Here is a 15347-nt window from a genome sequence, read left to right on the forward strand (position 1 = left end):
GAGCCGGCGGGTCCGCTGAGCCGGCGGGTCCTGGTGCCCGGGGGACGGGCGGGTCCTGGTGCCCCGGGGACGCCCCCGTCCGTCCTCCGGGCAGGAGTCCGGGGGCCCGGGGCGGCAGGGGATACTGGCCGCATGACGGAGACGACGGTCGGAATCGGCGGCGCGGCGGAGAGCACCGACATGGTGCTGAACATCGGGCCGCAGCACCCCTCGACCCACGGCGTGCTCCGGCTCCGGCTCGTGCTCGACGGCGAGGTCGTCCGGCACGCCGAGCCGGTGATCGGCTACATGCACCGGGGCGCCGAGAAGCTCTTCGAGGCGCGGGACTACCGGCAGATCATCATGCTGGCCAACCGCCACGACTGGCTGTCCGCCTTCTCCAACGAACTCGGCGTGGTCATGGCCGTCGAGCGGATGCTCGGCATGGAGGTCCCGGAGCGGGCTGTGTGGACGCGGACGCTCCTCGCCGAGCTGAACCGGGTCCTCAACCACCTGATGTTCCTCGGCTCGTACCCGCTCGAACTCGGCGGCATCACCCCCGTCTTCCACGCCTTCCGGGAACGCGAGGAGCTCCAGGCGGTGATGGAGGAGGTCTCCGGCGGCCGGATGCACTACATGTTCAACCGGGTCGGCGGCCTCAAGGAGGACCTGCCCGCCGGCTGGCTGGGGCGGGCCCGCGCCGCTGTCGCCGACGTCCGCTCGCGGATGGACGTCTACGACCGTCTCGTCCTCGGCAACGAGATCTTCCGGGGCCGTACGCGCGGGGTCGGCGTCCTCAGCCCGGAGACCGTCCACGCGTACGGGGTGTCCGGGCCCATCGCCCGCGCCTCGGGCGTCGACTTCGACCTGCGCCGCGACGAGCCGTACCTCGCGTACGGGGAGCTCCAGGACACCCTGAAGGTCGCCGTGCGGCAGGAGGGCGACTGCCTCGCCCGGTTCGAGTGCCTGCTCGACCAGACGCACAACTCCCTGGACCTGGCGGACGCCTGCCTGGACCGGATGGCCGAGCTGCCGCCGGGCCCGATCAACCAGCGGCTGCCGAAGGTGCTCAAGGCGCCGGAGGGCCACACGTACGCCTGGACCGAGAACCCGCTCGGCGTCAACGGCTACTACCTGGTGTCCAAGGGCGAGAAGACGCCGTACCGGCTGAAGCTGCGCTCGGCGTCGTTCAACAACATCCAGGCGCTGGTGGAGCTGCTGCCGGGGACGCTGGTCGCGGACATGGTGGCGATCCTGGGCTCGCTGTTCTTCGTCGTCGGCGACATCGACAAGTAACCCGCCGCCCCCGTTGTGGGCCTGCGCCCCGCCGTTGTGGGCGGTGCCCGCCCGGGGCGGTGCGCCCCCGCCGCCCCCGTTGTGGGCAGTCGTTCCGCTGGGGCGGAACGGGTGGGCACAACGGACCCGCGCCCTGCCGGCGCCCGAGGCTCCCGCGCCTGAACCCGCACCCCGTGCACGGCGCTCGGTCGGTGCGGGTCCAGGCGCGGAAGCCTAGGCCCGGCTGGGGGCGCCGTCCCGTGTGCCCACCCGTCCCGCCCCAGCGGGACGATTGCCCACACGGCAGCGGGCGCGGGCCCACACGGGGCGCGGGGCGCAGGCCCAGCCGGGTGCGGGCCCATGCTGGTGGGGTGTTACGAGTTGACCGCGCCGCGGAGTTCCGCCACGTCCAGTTGTTCCGTTTCGTCGTGGGCCGTCAGGTCGATGACCTGGCCGATCGCCCGCGGCGGCACCGCCGTGAGCGTCCCGGCGGCCAGGACCTCCTCGCCCACGACGTCGGCGAGGTCGGTGTTCTGCACGGCCTCGATGGCGGCCGCGGCCTTCTGCGTACCGAAGAAGTCGAAGCCGCCCTCGGGGCGCGGGGCGGGCCTGCGGGCCGCGTACGGCACGATCGCGGCCGCGACCGGCACCGTCGACAGCGCGGTGGAGGCGGGCGGGAGCGCGGGAGCGGTGGCGGCCGTACGGGTGTGCTGCTCGGTTCCGGCGGCCGCCGCGTGCTTCCCCTGCGGCTCCTCCGTCTCGCGGGCGCGCTCGGCGAGGTCGCGGGCGCGGGCCGCCTCGGCCGTACGGCGGGCCTGCTGGGCCGCGGCGTTGCGCGGGAGGTCGCGCAGCGCCTGGGCGGCGCGGCGGAAGGCCTCCGGGGTGGGCGTGGAGCCGGCGGCCGGCAGCGCCTTGGCCTCGGCTCCGGCGGCGGCGCTCGTCTCCAGGGCGAGGACGCGGCGGCCCTCCAGGGCGCTGGCGCGCTCGGTCTCCGCGGTGGCGTACCGGCGGAGCAGATCGGCGTGCTCGCCGCGCAGCCCGGCGAGCTCCACGCGCTTGGCGCGGAGTTTGGCGTCGAGCCGGGAGCGCAGCGCCCGGGACTCCTCCAGGTCGGCCTCCAGCTCGGCGGTCCGCTCCTCGGCCTTCCACACCTCGGCGGCGCGGGCCCGGTCGAGCTCGGCGACCTTCAGGCCGGCGCTCCGGTCCCAACTGCGCATGAGGACGGCGCCGGTGACGGCGGCGGCGGCCGCCGCGGCCGCGAGCAGCCTCGCGATCACCGGGTCGCCGGGCAGCCAGGCGGCCGCGGCGCACACGACCGCGGCGCCGGCGACCGCGGAGGGCGGCAGCAGCTTGTGCAGAGGCGGGGAATGGCGGTGGCGTCCACGTGGCATGGCCTGAAATTTACCGTGCGTAGGCGTCATGTGGGGCGTCGGCCCGGCAATCTCTTGTCCACTTCTCGCCACCAGAAGTGGATATCCATGGTTCCGGTTCCGTTTCGGGCCGACTCCCCTCCCCCGCCGTCTACTTCTTGAGCAGCCCCTTCGTCTCCAGATACTCCTTGGCGACGTCCTCCGGCTTCGCCCGCTCGGCATCCACCTTGCGGTTGAGTTCGGCGAGATCCGCTGTGGTCAGCACCTTGGTGATGCCGTCGAGCGCGGCGGCTATCTCCGGAGAGCCGGCGTCCTTGGCGTTGACCACGGGCAGCACGTTGTCGGCGTTCTGCAGCTTCTTGTCATCGGTGAGGAGGACGAGGCCGTAGCCGTCGATGGTGGCGTCCGTGGTGGTCGTCAGGACCAGCTGGTCCACCCCGTCCTTCACCGCCTGCTTGGCCTGCGGCGTACCGACGCCCTTGGGGTCGATCCCGGCCACGTCGATCCCGTACGTCTTCTTCAGACCGGGCGCGCAGAAGGGCCGCACCGCGCATTCGTCACCGGCGGCGATCTTCACCTTCAGCTTCGCGCGGCCGAGATCGGAAAGCGTCGTCAGCTTGTTCTTCCCGGCGAATTCCTTCGTCACCGCGAAGGCGTTCTGATCGACCGCCGCTCCGGCCTCGAGCACCTTCAGACCGCGCGGTTCGGCGAGCTTCCGCAGCGCGTCGACGGTGGCCGTCACGTCGCCCGAGGCGACCGGCTTGTCCTCGGGCGCCTTCGGCCCGTTCACCTTCGCGTTGAGGAATTCCGCGACCGTCGCCGCGTATTCCGGGACGACGTCGATCTCGCCCTTCTCCAGGGAAGGTTCGTACAGTTCGCGATTCTTCACCGTGGTGATCGACACCGAGTATCCGGCGGCCCGCAGCGACTGCGCGTACAGCTCGGCGAGGACCTTGGCCTCCGTGAAGGCGGCCGCGCCGACCACCAGCGAGCCCTTCTCCCCGCCACCGGACCCGCCGGAGCTCCCGGAGTCCTTCTTCTTGCCCTCCTCCAGGCTGTCGCCGCCGCACGCCGCGAGGGCGGCGGTCAGCGCCGCCGTCCCCAGCAGCGCGCCCGCGATACGCGAGACCCTGTTCACGAGATCACCCATCCCAGTCAGCGTTCGGTAAGTCTTCTGTCGTGTGCGAAAAGGCGGTCCGCGGCCACCAGGACGCCCTCCACCAGGAGGGCGAGCAGCGCCACCAGCACGGCGCCCGCGACCACCTGCGCGGTGTCGTACGTGGCGAAGCCGGCCGTGATGATCCGGCCCAGGCCGCCCTGTCCGACCATCGCGGCGACCGTCGCCGTGGCGACCACCTGCACGGCGGCCGAACGAATCCCGGTCATCACCACCGGCCGGGCCAGCGGGAGTTCGACCCGCCGGAAGATCTGACCGCCCGTCATCCCCATGCCCCGTGCGGCCCGCACGGCGGCCCGGTCGACCTCCCGCACCCCCACGTACGCGTTGGTGAGCAGCGGGGGCATCGCGAACAGCACCAGGGCCACCACCGTCGGCACATAGCCGGCGTTCCGCAGGGGCGACACCATGAACAGGGCGAGCACCGCGAAGACGGGGATCGCCCGCCCCACGTTCGACACGTTCACCGCGAGCGCCCCTCCCCGGCCGAGGTGGCCGAGCCACAGGCCGAGGGGAAGCGCGAGCGCCGAGGCGATCAGGAGCGCGGCCCCGCTCACGTACACGTGCTCGGCGAGCCGCTGCCCGATGCCGTCCTCGCCCGTCCAGTGCGCGCCGGTGGTGAGCCAGGCCCAGGCATCCGTCACGACCCCCACCTCACTCACCTCCCGGCGCGGTCCGTATCCGGGCCCACGGCGTCAACAGCCGCTGGAGGCCCAGGAGCAGCAGGTCGGCGGTGACGGCGAGCAGCACGCAGAGGACCGAGGCGGCGAGCATCTGCGCCTTGAAGAAGGTCGGCAGCGCGTCCTCGATGAGGTTGCCCAGGCCGCCGCGGCCGACGACGGAGCCGACCGTCGTCAGCGCGATCGTGGAGACCGTCGCCATCCGTATGCCCGCCATCAGGACCGGGAGCGCCAGCGGGAGTTCGACCTGCCAGAGCAGTCGCAGCGAGCCGTACCCCATGCCCCGGGCGGCCTCCCGCGTCTCGGCGGGCACGGCCGCGAGCCCCGCCAGGGTGTTCCGTACGAGGATCGTCAGGGCGTACAGCACGAGGCCGGTCACGACGAGCGCCGCCGAGAGTCCGAAGAAGGGCAGCAGCAGCGAGAACATCGCGAGCGACGGCACCGTGTAGAGCAGGGTGGTCAGGCCGAGGACCGGGCCGGCGAACCGGGGCCGGGCGCGGACGAGCAGCGCCAGGGGCACCGCGACGGCGAGCGCGATCAGCACCGACGCGACCGTGATTCCCACATGCTGGAGCAGTGCGTCCGTCAACTCCTCGCCGCGCGTGCGCAGATACTCACCGCAGATCCAGTCGTTCGTGACCAGACAGTTCGGCGCGCCCATCGTCCCTCCCCCCGGTTCGTCCACCCTCCCGAACGCTTGTGTGACGACCCTAACCCCCGCCACCGACAATCCCCGGGATCCGCCACAATGCGGCAACACGCCCTTCACACGCCCCCGGCGAGCAGGGGACAGAATGGGGAACCATGATCCGGTTCGAACGCGTGACCAAGCGGTACGACGACGGCACCACCGCCGTCGACGACCTCTCCTTCGAGGTCGCCGAGGGCGAACTCGTCACCCTGGTCGGCCCGTCCGGCTGCGGCAAGACGACCACGATGATGATGGTCAACCGGCTCGTCGAGCCGACCTCGGGCCGCGTCCTCGTCGACGGGAAGGACATCGCCGGCGTCGACCCGGTCGCCCTGCGCCGCAAGATCGGCTACGTCATCCAGCAGGTCGGGCTCTTCCCCCACCGCACGGTCCTCGACAACACCGCGACCGTCCCCGCCCTCCTCGGCTGGAAGAAGGCCGCCGCACGCGCGCGTGCGGCCGAACTCCTCGACCTCGTCGGCCTCGACCCGGCCGTGTACGGCTCCCGCTACCCCGCCCAGCTCTCCGGCGGCCAGCGCCAGCGCGTCGGCGTCGCCCGCGCCCTCGCCGCCGACCCGCCCGTCCTCCTCATGGACGAGCCCTTCGGCGCCGTCGACCCGGTCGTCCGCGAGCGCCTCCAGAACGAGTTCCTCGCGCTCCAGGCCACCGTCCGCAAGACCGTCCTCCTCGTCACCCACGACATCGAGGAGGCCGTCCGCATGGGCGACCGCATGGCCGTCTACGGGCAGGGCCGCATCGAACAGTTCGACACGCCCGCCACCGTCCTCGGCTCCCCCGCCACCCCGTACGTCGCGGACTTCGTCGGCAGCGACCGCGGCCTCAAGCGGCTCGCGGTCACCCCCGTCACCGAGGCCGACCTCGACCCCGCACCCGGCCTCGACCCCGTGACCGGCCCCGGCGGGGGCGCGGACGGCGCCCCCGCCCCCGTACCCCTCGGGACCTCCCTCAAGGACGCCCTCGCCGTGCTCCTCCAGCACGACACCGGCCGCCTCACCGTCACCGGCGACGACGGCCGGCCGCTCGGCGTCCTCACCCCGGCCGGCGTCCACCGCGCCCTGCGCCGGGCCTCGGCACCCTCGGAGAGCCAGGGCCTGTCCGGCGGATCAGGCCCGGACAGGCCCTAGGTCGCGCTGAGCTTCCCGGCCATCCACACCAGACCCGGCGGGATCTCCCGGTTCCACGTGTTGAAGTTGTGGCCGCCGCTCTCCAGGAGGATCGACGAGACCTCCGCCGGGCTCTTCACCTTCCGGATGAACTCCCGCGTCCCCTTCAGATTGCCCTCGCCCCGCTTCGACGACGTCACCAGGAACGACGAGCTCCCCTGCTGCCCGTGGTCCAGGCTCCACAGCAGGTCACCCCGCTTGCGCAGCTCGTCGTCCCCGTGGAACAGGTCCCCGGTCGTGACGTCCTCCGCCGCCTTGTAGTACGCGGAGAAGCCCGCCCCCGCCGCGAACCGGTCCGGGTGGTGCAGCGCGATCTTCAGCGCGCAGTAACCGCCCGTCGAGTTCCCCATGAACCCCCAGTTCCGCGGCTGCGTCCCCACCCGGTACATCCCCGAGACCGCCTTCGGCAGGTCCTCCGAGAAGAAGGTCTCCGTCTGCGGGCCCCCCGGGATGTCCACGCACTCGGTGTCCCGCGGCGGCGCCACCGTCGGCCGCAGCATCACCAGGATCATCGGCTGCATCCGCCCGTCCTTCGCCTGGGCGTACGCCGTCCTCGGATACTTGAGCCCCTTGATCAGGTTCTCCGCCGTCCCCGGATACCCCGTGAGCACCACCGCAGCCGGGAACGTCCGCTTCGCGTACCGCGCCTGGAAGTACTCCGGCGGCAGATACACATAGGCCGGCGAGACGATCTTCGACCGCTCGCCCGCCACCACGACCTTCTGGATCTGCCCCCCGACCGACGGACGGCCGCCCCCCGGCACGTCCAGCGCCTGCGTCCCCACGACCTTCACGTCCTTCGAGCCGGTCGCGTGGTCGACGACCACCCCCATCTCCTGCTCCTGCCCGAACAGGTCGGCCCACGAGCCGTAGAAGAGGAACGACCGGTTCGCCGCGAGACCCACCGCCGCGAACAGCGCCACCTGGGTGGCGAGGAGCAGCCCCACCCGGCCCACGACCTGCCGCCAGCCGTGCCGCGCGAGCCTCGGCCACAGCCAGACCGTGGCCAGGAACAGGACCACGGCCAGCACGACGGCCGACACGAGGACTTTGTCGCTGGTGAGACCCATGAGACGACCGAGCCTTCTTTCCGAGATTTTCCTGTGCACGAATGAACCCGGTCCCGTACGCCGTCGTCATAGAAGGCGCACCAGCCGAGACGGCCCGCCGAACGCACCGCGGGACCCGACCGGAGTCAAAGACCCTGCGCAGGACCACGGGAAGTACGGGAAGCCATGTCTGTCACGGTAGATGGGGACAAATCAGGATTGGTTCCTGTTCGGGTGCGGCGGATTCTCCGTGGCCCCCGCCCCGAGAAGGTCCCGGCCCTCGTCGGCACGGCCTGCACCCTCATCGGCCTCATCGACATCGCCGCCGGAGTCTTCCCCCGGTTCCGTGCCAGCCGCATGCACGCCATCGCCGAAGTCCTCCCCGGTACCCTCGGCCCCCTCTCCGCCGCCCTCTCCCTGAGCGCCGGCGTCCTCCTCCTGCTCCTCGCCCACGGCCTCAAGCGCCACAAGCGCCGCGCCTGGCGCGCCGTCGTCGGCCTCCTCCCCCTCGGCGCCGCCGCCCAGTTCGTCTGGCGCCACTCCGTCCTCGGCACCCTCCTCTCCCTCGCCCTCCTCACCCTCCTCGTACGCCACCGGGGTGAATTCACCGCCCTCCCCGACCCCCGCAGCCGCTGGCGGGCCCTCGCCAACTTCGTCGTCATGGGCGCCGGATCCATCGCCCTCGGCCTCGTCATCGTCAGCGCCCACCCGCACCGCATCGTCGGCAGCCCCAGCCTCGCCGACCGCCTCGAACACGTCCTGTACGGCCTCTTCGGCATCGAAGGCCCGGTCGCCTACACCGGCAACGTCGACTGGACCGTCGGCTACTCGCTCGGCGCCCTCGGCATGCTCACCGCCCTCACCACCATCTACCTGGCCTTCCGCCCCGAACACCCCGCCGCCCGCCTCACCGACGACGACGAGGCCCGGCTCCGCGCCCTCCTCGACCGGCACGGCGGCCGCGACTCCCTCGGCCACTTCGCACTCCGTCGCGACAAGGGCGTCGTCTTCTCCCCCAGCGGCAAGGCCGCCGTCTGCTACCGCGTCGTCTCCGGCGTCATGCTCGCCAGCGGCGACCCCATCGGCGACGTCGAGGCCTGGCCCGGCGCCATCGAACGCTTCATGGACGAGGCCAAGGCCCACTCCTGGACCCCCGCCGTCATGGGCTGCTCCGAGACCGGCGGCCAGGTCTGGACCCGCGAGACCGGCCTCGACGCCCTCGAACTCGGCGACGAGGCGGTCGTCGACGTCGCGGATTTCTCCCTCTCCGGCCGGGCCATGCGCAACGTCCGCCAAATGGTCAAGCGCATCGAACGCAACGGCTACACCACCCGGGTCCGCCGGGTCCGTGACCTCGACGACGAAGAACTCGAACGCGTCCGCCGCGCCGCCGCCGACTGGCGCGGCACCGACACCGAACGCGGCTTCTCCATGGCCCTCGGCCGCATCGGCGCCCCCGGCGACGGCGACGCCGTCATAGCGACCGCCCACAAAGAGGACGAACCCGGCGATACGGACTCCCCCTACGGCGACCTCAAGGCGATCATCCACTTCGTGCCCTGGGGCCCCGACGGCATGTCCCTCGAACTCATGCGCCGCGACCGCTCCGCCGACCCCGGCATGAACGAGCTCCTCATCGTCGCCGCCCTCCAGGCCTCCCCCGGCCTCGGCATCGCGCGCGTGTCCCTCAACTTCGCCATGTTCCGCGCCGCCCTCGCCCGCGGCGAGAAGATCGGCGCGGGCCCCGTCCTGCGCGTCTGGCGCGGACTCCTCGTCTTCCTCTCCCGCTGGTTCCAGATCGAGTCGCTCTACAAGTTCAACGCCAAGTTCCAGCCACGCTGGGAACCCCGCTTCGTCGTCTACCGCAAGAGCCGCGACCTCCCCCGCATCGGCTTCGCCGCCATGCAGGCCGAAGGCTTCGTGAACCTCGCCCTGCCCCGCCCCTTCACCCGCAGGCGCCCCACCCCGGCCCCCCGCCCCTGCACCCACATCGTCCCCGCCCAGACGACCGACCGAGAGGTCCGCGCGGCCTGACCGGGAGGTCCGCGAGGCCTGATATCGCCCCTGGGCCCTACGCTGGACACATGAGTACGACGATCGACCGGGGCACGGCCCAGGGCCTGCCGGAGTGGGACCGCTGCGCGGTCATGGGCGTGGTCAACGTGACCCCCGACTCCTTCTCCGACGGCGGCCGCTGGTTCGACACCACGGCCGCCGTCAAACACGGCCTCGACCTCGTCGCCGAGGGCGCCGACCTCGTCGACGTCGGCGGCGAGTCCACCCGCCCCGGCGCCACCCGCGTCGACGAGGACGAAGAACTCCGCCGGGTCGTCCCCGTCGTCCGCGGCCTCGCCGCCGAAGGCGTCACCGTCTCCGTCGACACCATGCGCGCCTCCGTCGCCGCCGCCGCCGTCGCGGCCGGCGCCACCCTCGTCAACGACGTCAGCGGCGGCCTCGCCGACCCCGCCATGGTCCCCGCCGTCGCCGCCGCCGAAGTCCCCTTCGTCGTCATGCACTGGCGCGGCTTCAGCGACAACATGAACAGCCTCGCCGTCTACGACGACGTCGTCGGCGAAGTCGTCACCGAACTCCGCACCCGCATGGAAGCCGTCATCGACGGCGGCATCGCCCCCGAGCGGATCGTCATCGACCCCGGCCTCGGCTTCGCCAAGCTCGCCCCCCACGACCTGGCCCTCGTCGCCCACCTCCCCGAACTCCGCGCCCTCGGCCGCCCCCTCCTCGTCGCCGCCTCCCGCAAGCGGTTCCTCGGCCACGTCCTCACCCGCGAACCCGGCGCCACCCCGCCGCCCGCCCGCGAACGCGACGCCGCCACCGCCGCCGTCTCCGCCATCGCCGCCCACACGGGCGCGTGGGCCGTCCGCGTCCACGAGGTACGGGCCACCGCCGACGCCGTACGCGTCGCCAGGGCCGTCGAGGGAGCCGCGTGAGCCGCACGGACCGCGCCACCGACGAGGCAGCCGTCGAAGCCGCCAACACCGCCTTCTACGAGGCCATGGAGACCGGCGACTTCGAAAGCCTCTCCGCCCTCTGGCTCGACGACGGGGCCACCCCCATCACCTGCGTCCACCCCGGCTGGCCCGTCCTCACCGGCCGCGGCGAGGTGCTCCGCTCGTACGCCCTGATCATGGCGAACACCGAGTACATCCAGTTCTTCCTCACCGACCTGCGGATCTCCCTCGCCGGCGACACCGCCCTCGTCACCTGCACCGAGAACATCCTCAGCGGCGGCCCCGCCGAGGACGGCGCCGAACTCGGCCCCCTCGTCGGCCAGCTCGTCGTCGCCACCAATGTGTTCCGCCGCACACCCGCCGGCTGGCGGATCTGGTCCCACCACGCCTCCCCCGTCCTGGGCGACACCGAGGAAACGGGCGGTCCGGAGGACGGCCCCGAGGCTTCGAATCCACCCGCCTGACCCTCCCCCGGCCCCCCAAGGGCAAGCGCTGTCGGTCCCCGCAGGTAGATTCGAAGTGGACACCCGGCCGTCCGCACCCGGCTGCGTGACCACCCGAACTACGACAGCAGGAGTGATTCGCGTGGATCGTGTCGCGCTGCGCGGCCTCAAGGCCCGAGGCCACCACGGCGTCTTCCCCAAGGAGCGCGAGGAGGGCCAGACCTTCATCGTGGACCTGGTCCTCGGCCTGGACACCCGCCCCGCGGCGGCCGACGACGACCTGGCGAAGACCGTGCACTACGGCATCGTCGCCGAAGAGGTCGTCGACGTCGTCCAGGGCGAGCCCGTCGACCTCATCGAAACCCTCGCCGAGCGCATCGCCCAGCAGTGCCTCAGCCACGCCGGGGTACAAGAGGTGGAAGTCGTCGTCCACAAGCCGGACGCGCCCATCACCGTGCCCTTCGACGACGTGACCATCACGATCACCCGGAGCCGACGATGAAGCCGACCCAGAGCGACCCCACCGTCCAGCCCGTACCGGCCTCCGTCGTCGCGACCGTCGACGCCGCCGACACCACCCTCTCCAACCCCCGCTGGGCCGTCCTCGCCCTCGGCGCCAACCTCGGCAACCGCCTGGAGACCCTCCAGGGCGCCATCGACGCCCTCGGCGACACCCCCGGCCTCCGGGTCAAAGCCGTCTCCCCCGTCTACGAGACGGCCCCCTGGGGCGTCGAGCCCGGCACCCAGCCCTCGTACCTCAACGCCGTCGCCCTCGTGAGGACGACCCTGCCGCCCTCCTCCCTCCTGGAGCGGGCCCACGCCGTCGAAGAGGCCTTCCACCGCGTCCGCGAGGAGCGCTGGGGCGCCCGCACCATCGACGTCGACATCATCGCCTACGCGGACGTGGTCTCCGAGGACCCCGTCCTCACCCTCCCGCACCCCCGCGCCCACCAGCGCGCCTTCGTCCTCGCCCCCTGGCACGACGTCGACCCCGACGCCCAGCTCCCCGGCCACGGACCCGTGGCCGACCTCCTCGCCGCCCTCGGCCGCGAAGGCGTCACCTCCCGCGCCGACCTGGAACTCCGCCTCCCGGAGTAGTCGTTACGCTCGGGGAGACCGCCCGACGACCACACGAAGGACACCCGGTGAAACAACTGCGGCTGAAGGTACTCACCGGACTGTTCCTGGTCGCCGGCATCCTCTCCTGGGGCGCCGCCCGGCTCTGGGACGCCGTCGGCACCCTCCCCAGCGTGCCGATCGCCGCGCCCATCGTCCTCGCCGTGATCGCCGTCATCCTCACCGCGACCGCCCTCTCGATCCGCGTCCGCCTCAAGGCCCAGCGCGAGCGCCGCCCCGGCGCCAAGGGCGTCGAACCCCTGATGGCGGCCCGCGCGGTGGTCTTCGGCCAGGCGAGCGCCCTGGTCGCCGCCCTCGTCGCCGGCATGTACGGCGGCACGGGCGTCTTCCTCCTCGGCTCCCTCGACATCCCCGCCCGCCGCGACCAGGCCCTCTACGCGGCCCTCTCGGTCGTGGCGGGCATCGGAGTCGTCGCCGCCGCCCTCTTCCTGGAGCGGGTCTGCAAGCTCCCGGAGGACGACGACGAAGGCCCGGGCAAGGCCCGGGCCTGAGGTACCGCTCCGTCGTACGGCTCAGTGCGCCATGATGAGGCTCATCGCCTCGGCGCGGGTCGCGGGGTCGCGCAGCTGACCACGGACGGCCGAGGTGATGGTCTTCGCGCCGGGCTTGCGGATGCCCCGCATCGACATGCACATGTGCTCGCACTCGAAGACCACGATGACGCCGCGCGGCTCCAGCATCTCCATCAGCGAGTCCGCCACCTGCGTGGTGAGCCGCTCCTGCACCTGGGGGCGGCGGGCGTAGACGTCCACCAGCCGGGCCAGCTTCGACAGACCCGTGATCTTGCCCGACGTGGACGGGATGTACCCGACGTGGGCGACCCCGCGGAACGGGACGAGGTGGTGCTCACATGTCGAGTACACCTCAATGTCCTTGACCAGCACCATCTCGTCGTGGCCCAGGTCGAACGTGGTCGTCAGGACGTCCTCGGGCTGCTGCCACAGGCCCGCGAATATCTCCTTGTACGCCCGCGCCACCCGCGCCGGCGTCTCCCGCAGGCCCTCGCGGTCCGGGTCCTCGCCGACCGCGATGAGGAGCTCTCGTACGGCGTTCTCGGCGCGCTTCTCGTCGAACTCGCCGATCGTGCCCTCGCCGTCCAGCGTCACCGGGTCGGTCATCCTGTGCCTCGTTCCGTCTGACTGTGTATGCGCGAAAGAGCCGCGCCCCCACAGGCTAGAACCTGTGGGGGCGCGGCTTCCATTCCGGGGGTGCCGGGGCGGTCAGTCCTCGGGGGTGTCCACCGGGGCGATGTCGATGCCCTTGGTGGTGTCCACCGCCGGGGTCGCCGTGCCGTTGGCGGTGTTCGTCAGGGCCAGCTCCTTGGGGGAGAGGACCGGCGGGCGGGTGGAGGGGGTACGGCGGGCCGAACCGGTCCAGGCCGGGCGGGCCGGGCGCTTGACGATGGGGGCGAAGATCTCGGCGATCTCCTCCTTGCCCAGCGTCTCCTTCTCCAGGAGGGCGAGGACCAGGTTGTCGAGGACGTCGCGGTTCTCGACCAGGATCTCCCAGGCCTCGTTGTGCGCGGTCTCGATGAGCTTCTTGACCTCTTCGTCGACCAGCGCGGCGACCTCTTCCGAGTAGTCGCGCTGGTGCGCCATCTCACGGCCGAGGAAGGGCTCGGAGTTGTCGCCGCCGAACTTGATGGCGCCGAGCCTCTCGGTCATGCCGTACTGGGTGACCATCGCGCGGGCCGTGGCGGTGGCCTTCTCGATGTCGTTGGCGGCGCCGGTGGTCGGGTCGTGGAAGACCAGTTCCTCCGCCGCACGGCCGCCCAGCATGTACGCCAGCTGGTCGAGCATCTCGTTGCGGGTGGTCGAGTACTTGTCCTCGTCCGGGAGGACCATGGTGTAGCCCAGGGCCCGGCCGCGGGACAGGATCGTGATCTTGTGGACCGGGTCGGCGTTGGGCGAGGCCGCCGCGACGAGGGCGTGGCCGCCCTCGTGGTACGCGGTGATCTTCTTCTCCTTGTCCGACATGATCCGGGTCCGCTTCTGCGGGCCCGCGACCACACGGTCGATCGCCTCGTCCAGGGCCTTGTTGTCGATCAGCTTCTGGTCGCCGCGGGCGGTGAGGAGCGCCGCCTCGTTGAGGACGTTGGAGAGGTCCGCGCCGGTGAAGCCGGGGGTGCGACGGGCGACGGCGCCGAGGTCGACGTCCGGGGCGACCGGCTTGCCCTTCTGGTGGACCTTGAGGATCTCCAGACGGCCCTGCATGTCCGGGCGGTCGACGGCGATCTGCCGGTCGAAGCGGCCGGGGCGCAGGAGCGCCGGGTCGAGGATGTCGGGGCGGTTCGTGGCGGCGATGAGGATCACGCCGCCCTTGACGTCGAAGCCGTCCATCTCGACGAGGAGCTGGTTGAGGGTCTGCTCGCGCTCGTCGTGGCCGCCGCCGAGGCCGGCGCCGCGGTGGCGTCCGACGGCGTCGATCTCGTCGACGAAGACGATCGCGGGAGCGTTGGCCTTGGCCTGCTCGAAGAGGTCGCGGACGCGGCTGGCGCCGACGCCGACGAACATCTCGACGAAGTCGGAGCCCGAGATCGAGTAGAACGGCACGCCGGCCTCGCCGGCGACGGCGCGCGCGAGGAGCGTCTTGCCGGTTCCGGGCGGGCCGTAGAGCAGGACGCCCTTGGGGATCTTGGCGCCGACGGCCTGGAACTTGGCGGGCTCCTGGAGGAATTCCTTGATCTCGTGGAGTTCCTCGACGGCCTCGTCCGAGCCGGCGACGTCGGCGAACGTGGTCTTCGGCGTGTCCTTGGTGATGAGCTTCGCCTTGGACTTGCCGAACTGCATGACGCGGGAGCCGCCGCCCTGCATCTGGTTCATCAGGAAGAGGAAGACGACCACGATGAGGACGAAGGGGAGGAGCGAGAGCAGGATCGAGACGAAGGGCGACTGCTTCGTCGGGGAGACGGTGTAGCCCTTCTCGATCTGCCCGGCCTCGAACTTCTCCTGGAGCTTGTCGGCGAGGTCCGCGCCCTGGGTGCCGATGTAGCTGGCCTGGACCTTGTCGGCCTTGTCGATCTTCTGGCCGTCGACGAGGTCGATCTTGATGATCTGCTCGTCACCGGTGGTGAGTCTTGCCTGCTTGACCTGGTTCTTGTCGATCGCCTGGACGACCTGGCCGGTGTCCACCGTCTTGTAGCCCTCGGACGAGCCGACGACCTGCATCAGCACGACCACGGCGAGGACGGCCAGCACGATCCACATGACCGGCCCACGGAAGTATCGCTTCACGTCCATCCATACGGAGCGAGTACGCTCCGTCCCTCCTGCCCGTAGGAAAATGCTGCTGTGAGAGCTGCTGTGTGAAAAAGCTGTTCTTCGGACGGTACCTCAGCATCGTCGCCCGCGACCGCCTTCCCGTGGTTCAACGGAGGGAAGGCGGTGCGGGTTC

15 protein-coding genes are annotated in these 15347 nt (G+C 71.6%); 8 read left to right on the forward strand and 7 right to left on the reverse strand.

The genetic code is table 11. The annotated features are described in order from the left end of the window. The first annotated feature begins 132 nt into the window (after positions 1 to 132). Entirely contained in the window at positions 133 to 1275 is a 1143-nt protein-coding gene (locus tag SVTN_RS16870; RefSeq protein WP_041129841.1) for an NADH-quinone oxidoreductase subunit D, read from the forward strand. A gap of 353 nt (positions 1276 to 1628) precedes the next feature. Here the strand turns inward: SVTN_RS16870 and SVTN_RS16875 are convergent, their stop codons facing one another. The 4 genes from SVTN_RS16875 to SVTN_RS16890 form a co-directional block, all read right to left on the reverse strand. Continuing rightward, the gene (locus tag SVTN_RS16875; RefSeq protein ID WP_041129842.1) at positions 1629 to 2645 is read right to left on the reverse strand and encodes a hypothetical protein; all 1017 of its coding nucleotides are present in this window, start codon (positions 2643 to 2645) and stop codon (positions 1629 to 1631) included. Positions 2646 to 2775: 130 nt separating this feature from the next. Further along, the gene (locus tag SVTN_RS16880) at positions 2776 to 3774 is read right to left on the reverse strand and encodes an ABC transporter substrate-binding protein (RefSeq protein WP_041129843.1); all 999 of its coding nucleotides are present in this window, start codon (positions 3772 to 3774) and stop codon (positions 2776 to 2778) included. A 5-nt stretch (positions 3775 to 3779) separates the two neighbouring features. After that, positions 3780 to 4454 carry an ABC transporter permease gene (locus tag SVTN_RS16885; RefSeq protein ID WP_041129844.1) on the reverse strand — a complete coding sequence of 225 codons (675 nt, stop codon included), beginning with the start codon at positions 4452 to 4454 and terminating at the stop codon, positions 3780 to 3782. Position 4455: 1 nt separating this feature from the next. Beyond that, positions 4456 to 5142, reverse strand: coding sequence for an ABC transporter permease (locus tag SVTN_RS16890; RefSeq protein ID WP_041129845.1), 687 nt, complete (start codon positions 5140 to 5142; stop codon positions 4456 to 4458). 143 nt (positions 5143 to 5285) lie between these two features. Between SVTN_RS16890 and SVTN_RS16895 the strand changes: the two genes are divergently transcribed. After that, positions 5286 to 6317, forward strand: a complete 1032-nt coding sequence (locus tag SVTN_RS16895; protein ID WP_041129846.1) for an ABC transporter ATP-binding protein — start codon at positions 5286 to 5288, stop codon at positions 6315 to 6317. Here the strand turns inward: SVTN_RS16895 and SVTN_RS16900 are convergent. After that, positions 6314 to 7426 carry an alpha/beta hydrolase gene (locus tag SVTN_RS16900; RefSeq protein WP_041129847.1) on the reverse strand — a complete coding sequence of 371 codons (1113 nt, stop codon included), beginning with the start codon at positions 7424 to 7426 and terminating at the stop codon, positions 6314 to 6316. The genes SVTN_RS16895 and SVTN_RS16900 overlap by 4 nt on opposite strands. A gap of 165 nt (positions 7427 to 7591) precedes the next feature. Here SVTN_RS16900 and SVTN_RS16905 point away from each other — a divergent pair, with 165 nt between their 5' ends. The 6 genes from SVTN_RS16905 to SVTN_RS16930 all read left to right on the forward strand — a co-directional run bounded on the left by SVTN_RS16905 (position 7592) and on the right by SVTN_RS16930 (position 12445). Further along, complete coding sequence (locus tag SVTN_RS16905) at positions 7592 to 9439, forward strand: phosphatidylglycerol lysyltransferase domain-containing protein (RefSeq protein WP_174518265.1); 1848 nt, start codon at positions 7592 to 7594, stop codon at positions 9437 to 9439. A 50-nt stretch (positions 9440 to 9489) separates the two neighbouring features. After that, complete coding sequence (folP, locus tag SVTN_RS16910; RefSeq protein WP_041129849.1) at positions 9490 to 10353, forward strand: dihydropteroate synthase; 864 nt, start codon at positions 9490 to 9492, stop codon at positions 10351 to 10353. A gap of 65 nt (positions 10354 to 10418) precedes the next feature. Further along, positions 10419 to 10838, forward strand: a complete 420-nt coding sequence (locus SVTN_RS16915; protein ID WP_245727916.1) for a nuclear transport factor 2 family protein — start codon at positions 10419 to 10421, stop codon at positions 10836 to 10838. Positions 10839 to 10959: 121 nt separating this feature from the next. After that, positions 10960 to 11319 (forward strand): dihydroneopterin aldolase, encoded by a 360-nt coding sequence (gene folB / locus SVTN_RS16920; RefSeq protein ID WP_017240053.1) that lies wholly within the window; start codon positions 10960 to 10962, stop codon positions 11317 to 11319. Next, the gene (gene folK, locus SVTN_RS16925; protein WP_041129851.1) at positions 11316 to 11915 is read left to right on the forward strand and encodes a 2-amino-4-hydroxy-6-hydroxymethyldihydropteridine diphosphokinase; all 600 of its coding nucleotides are present in this window, start codon (positions 11316 to 11318) and stop codon (positions 11913 to 11915) included. The genes folB and folK overlap by 4 nt, the downstream gene beginning before the upstream one ends. Positions 11916 to 11962: 47 nt before the next feature. Further along, the gene (locus tag SVTN_RS16930) at positions 11963 to 12445 is read left to right on the forward strand and encodes a DUF3180 domain-containing protein (RefSeq protein ID WP_041129852.1); all 483 of its coding nucleotides are present in this window, start codon (positions 11963 to 11965) and stop codon (positions 12443 to 12445) included. 21 nt (positions 12446 to 12466) lie between these two features. On the opposite strand, the gene folE is transcribed toward SVTN_RS16930, so the two are convergent. Together folE and ftsH are read right to left on the reverse strand one after the other, a co-directional pair. Further along, complete coding sequence (gene folE / locus SVTN_RS16935; RefSeq protein WP_041129853.1) at positions 12467 to 13072, reverse strand: GTP cyclohydrolase I FolE; 606 nt, start codon at positions 13070 to 13072, stop codon at positions 12467 to 12469. Positions 13073 to 13174: 102 nt separating this feature from the next. Beyond that, entirely contained in the window at positions 13175 to 15193 is a 2019-nt protein-coding gene (gene ftsH / locus SVTN_RS16940) for an ATP-dependent zinc metalloprotease FtsH (RefSeq protein ID WP_041129854.1), read from the reverse strand. Positions 15194 to 15347: the final 154 nt, after the last annotated feature.

This window comes from Streptomyces vietnamensis (genome assembly GCF_000830005.1).
GTDB classification, from domain to species: domain Bacteria; phylum Actinomycetota; class Actinomycetes; order Streptomycetales; family Streptomycetaceae; genus Streptomyces; species Streptomyces vietnamensis.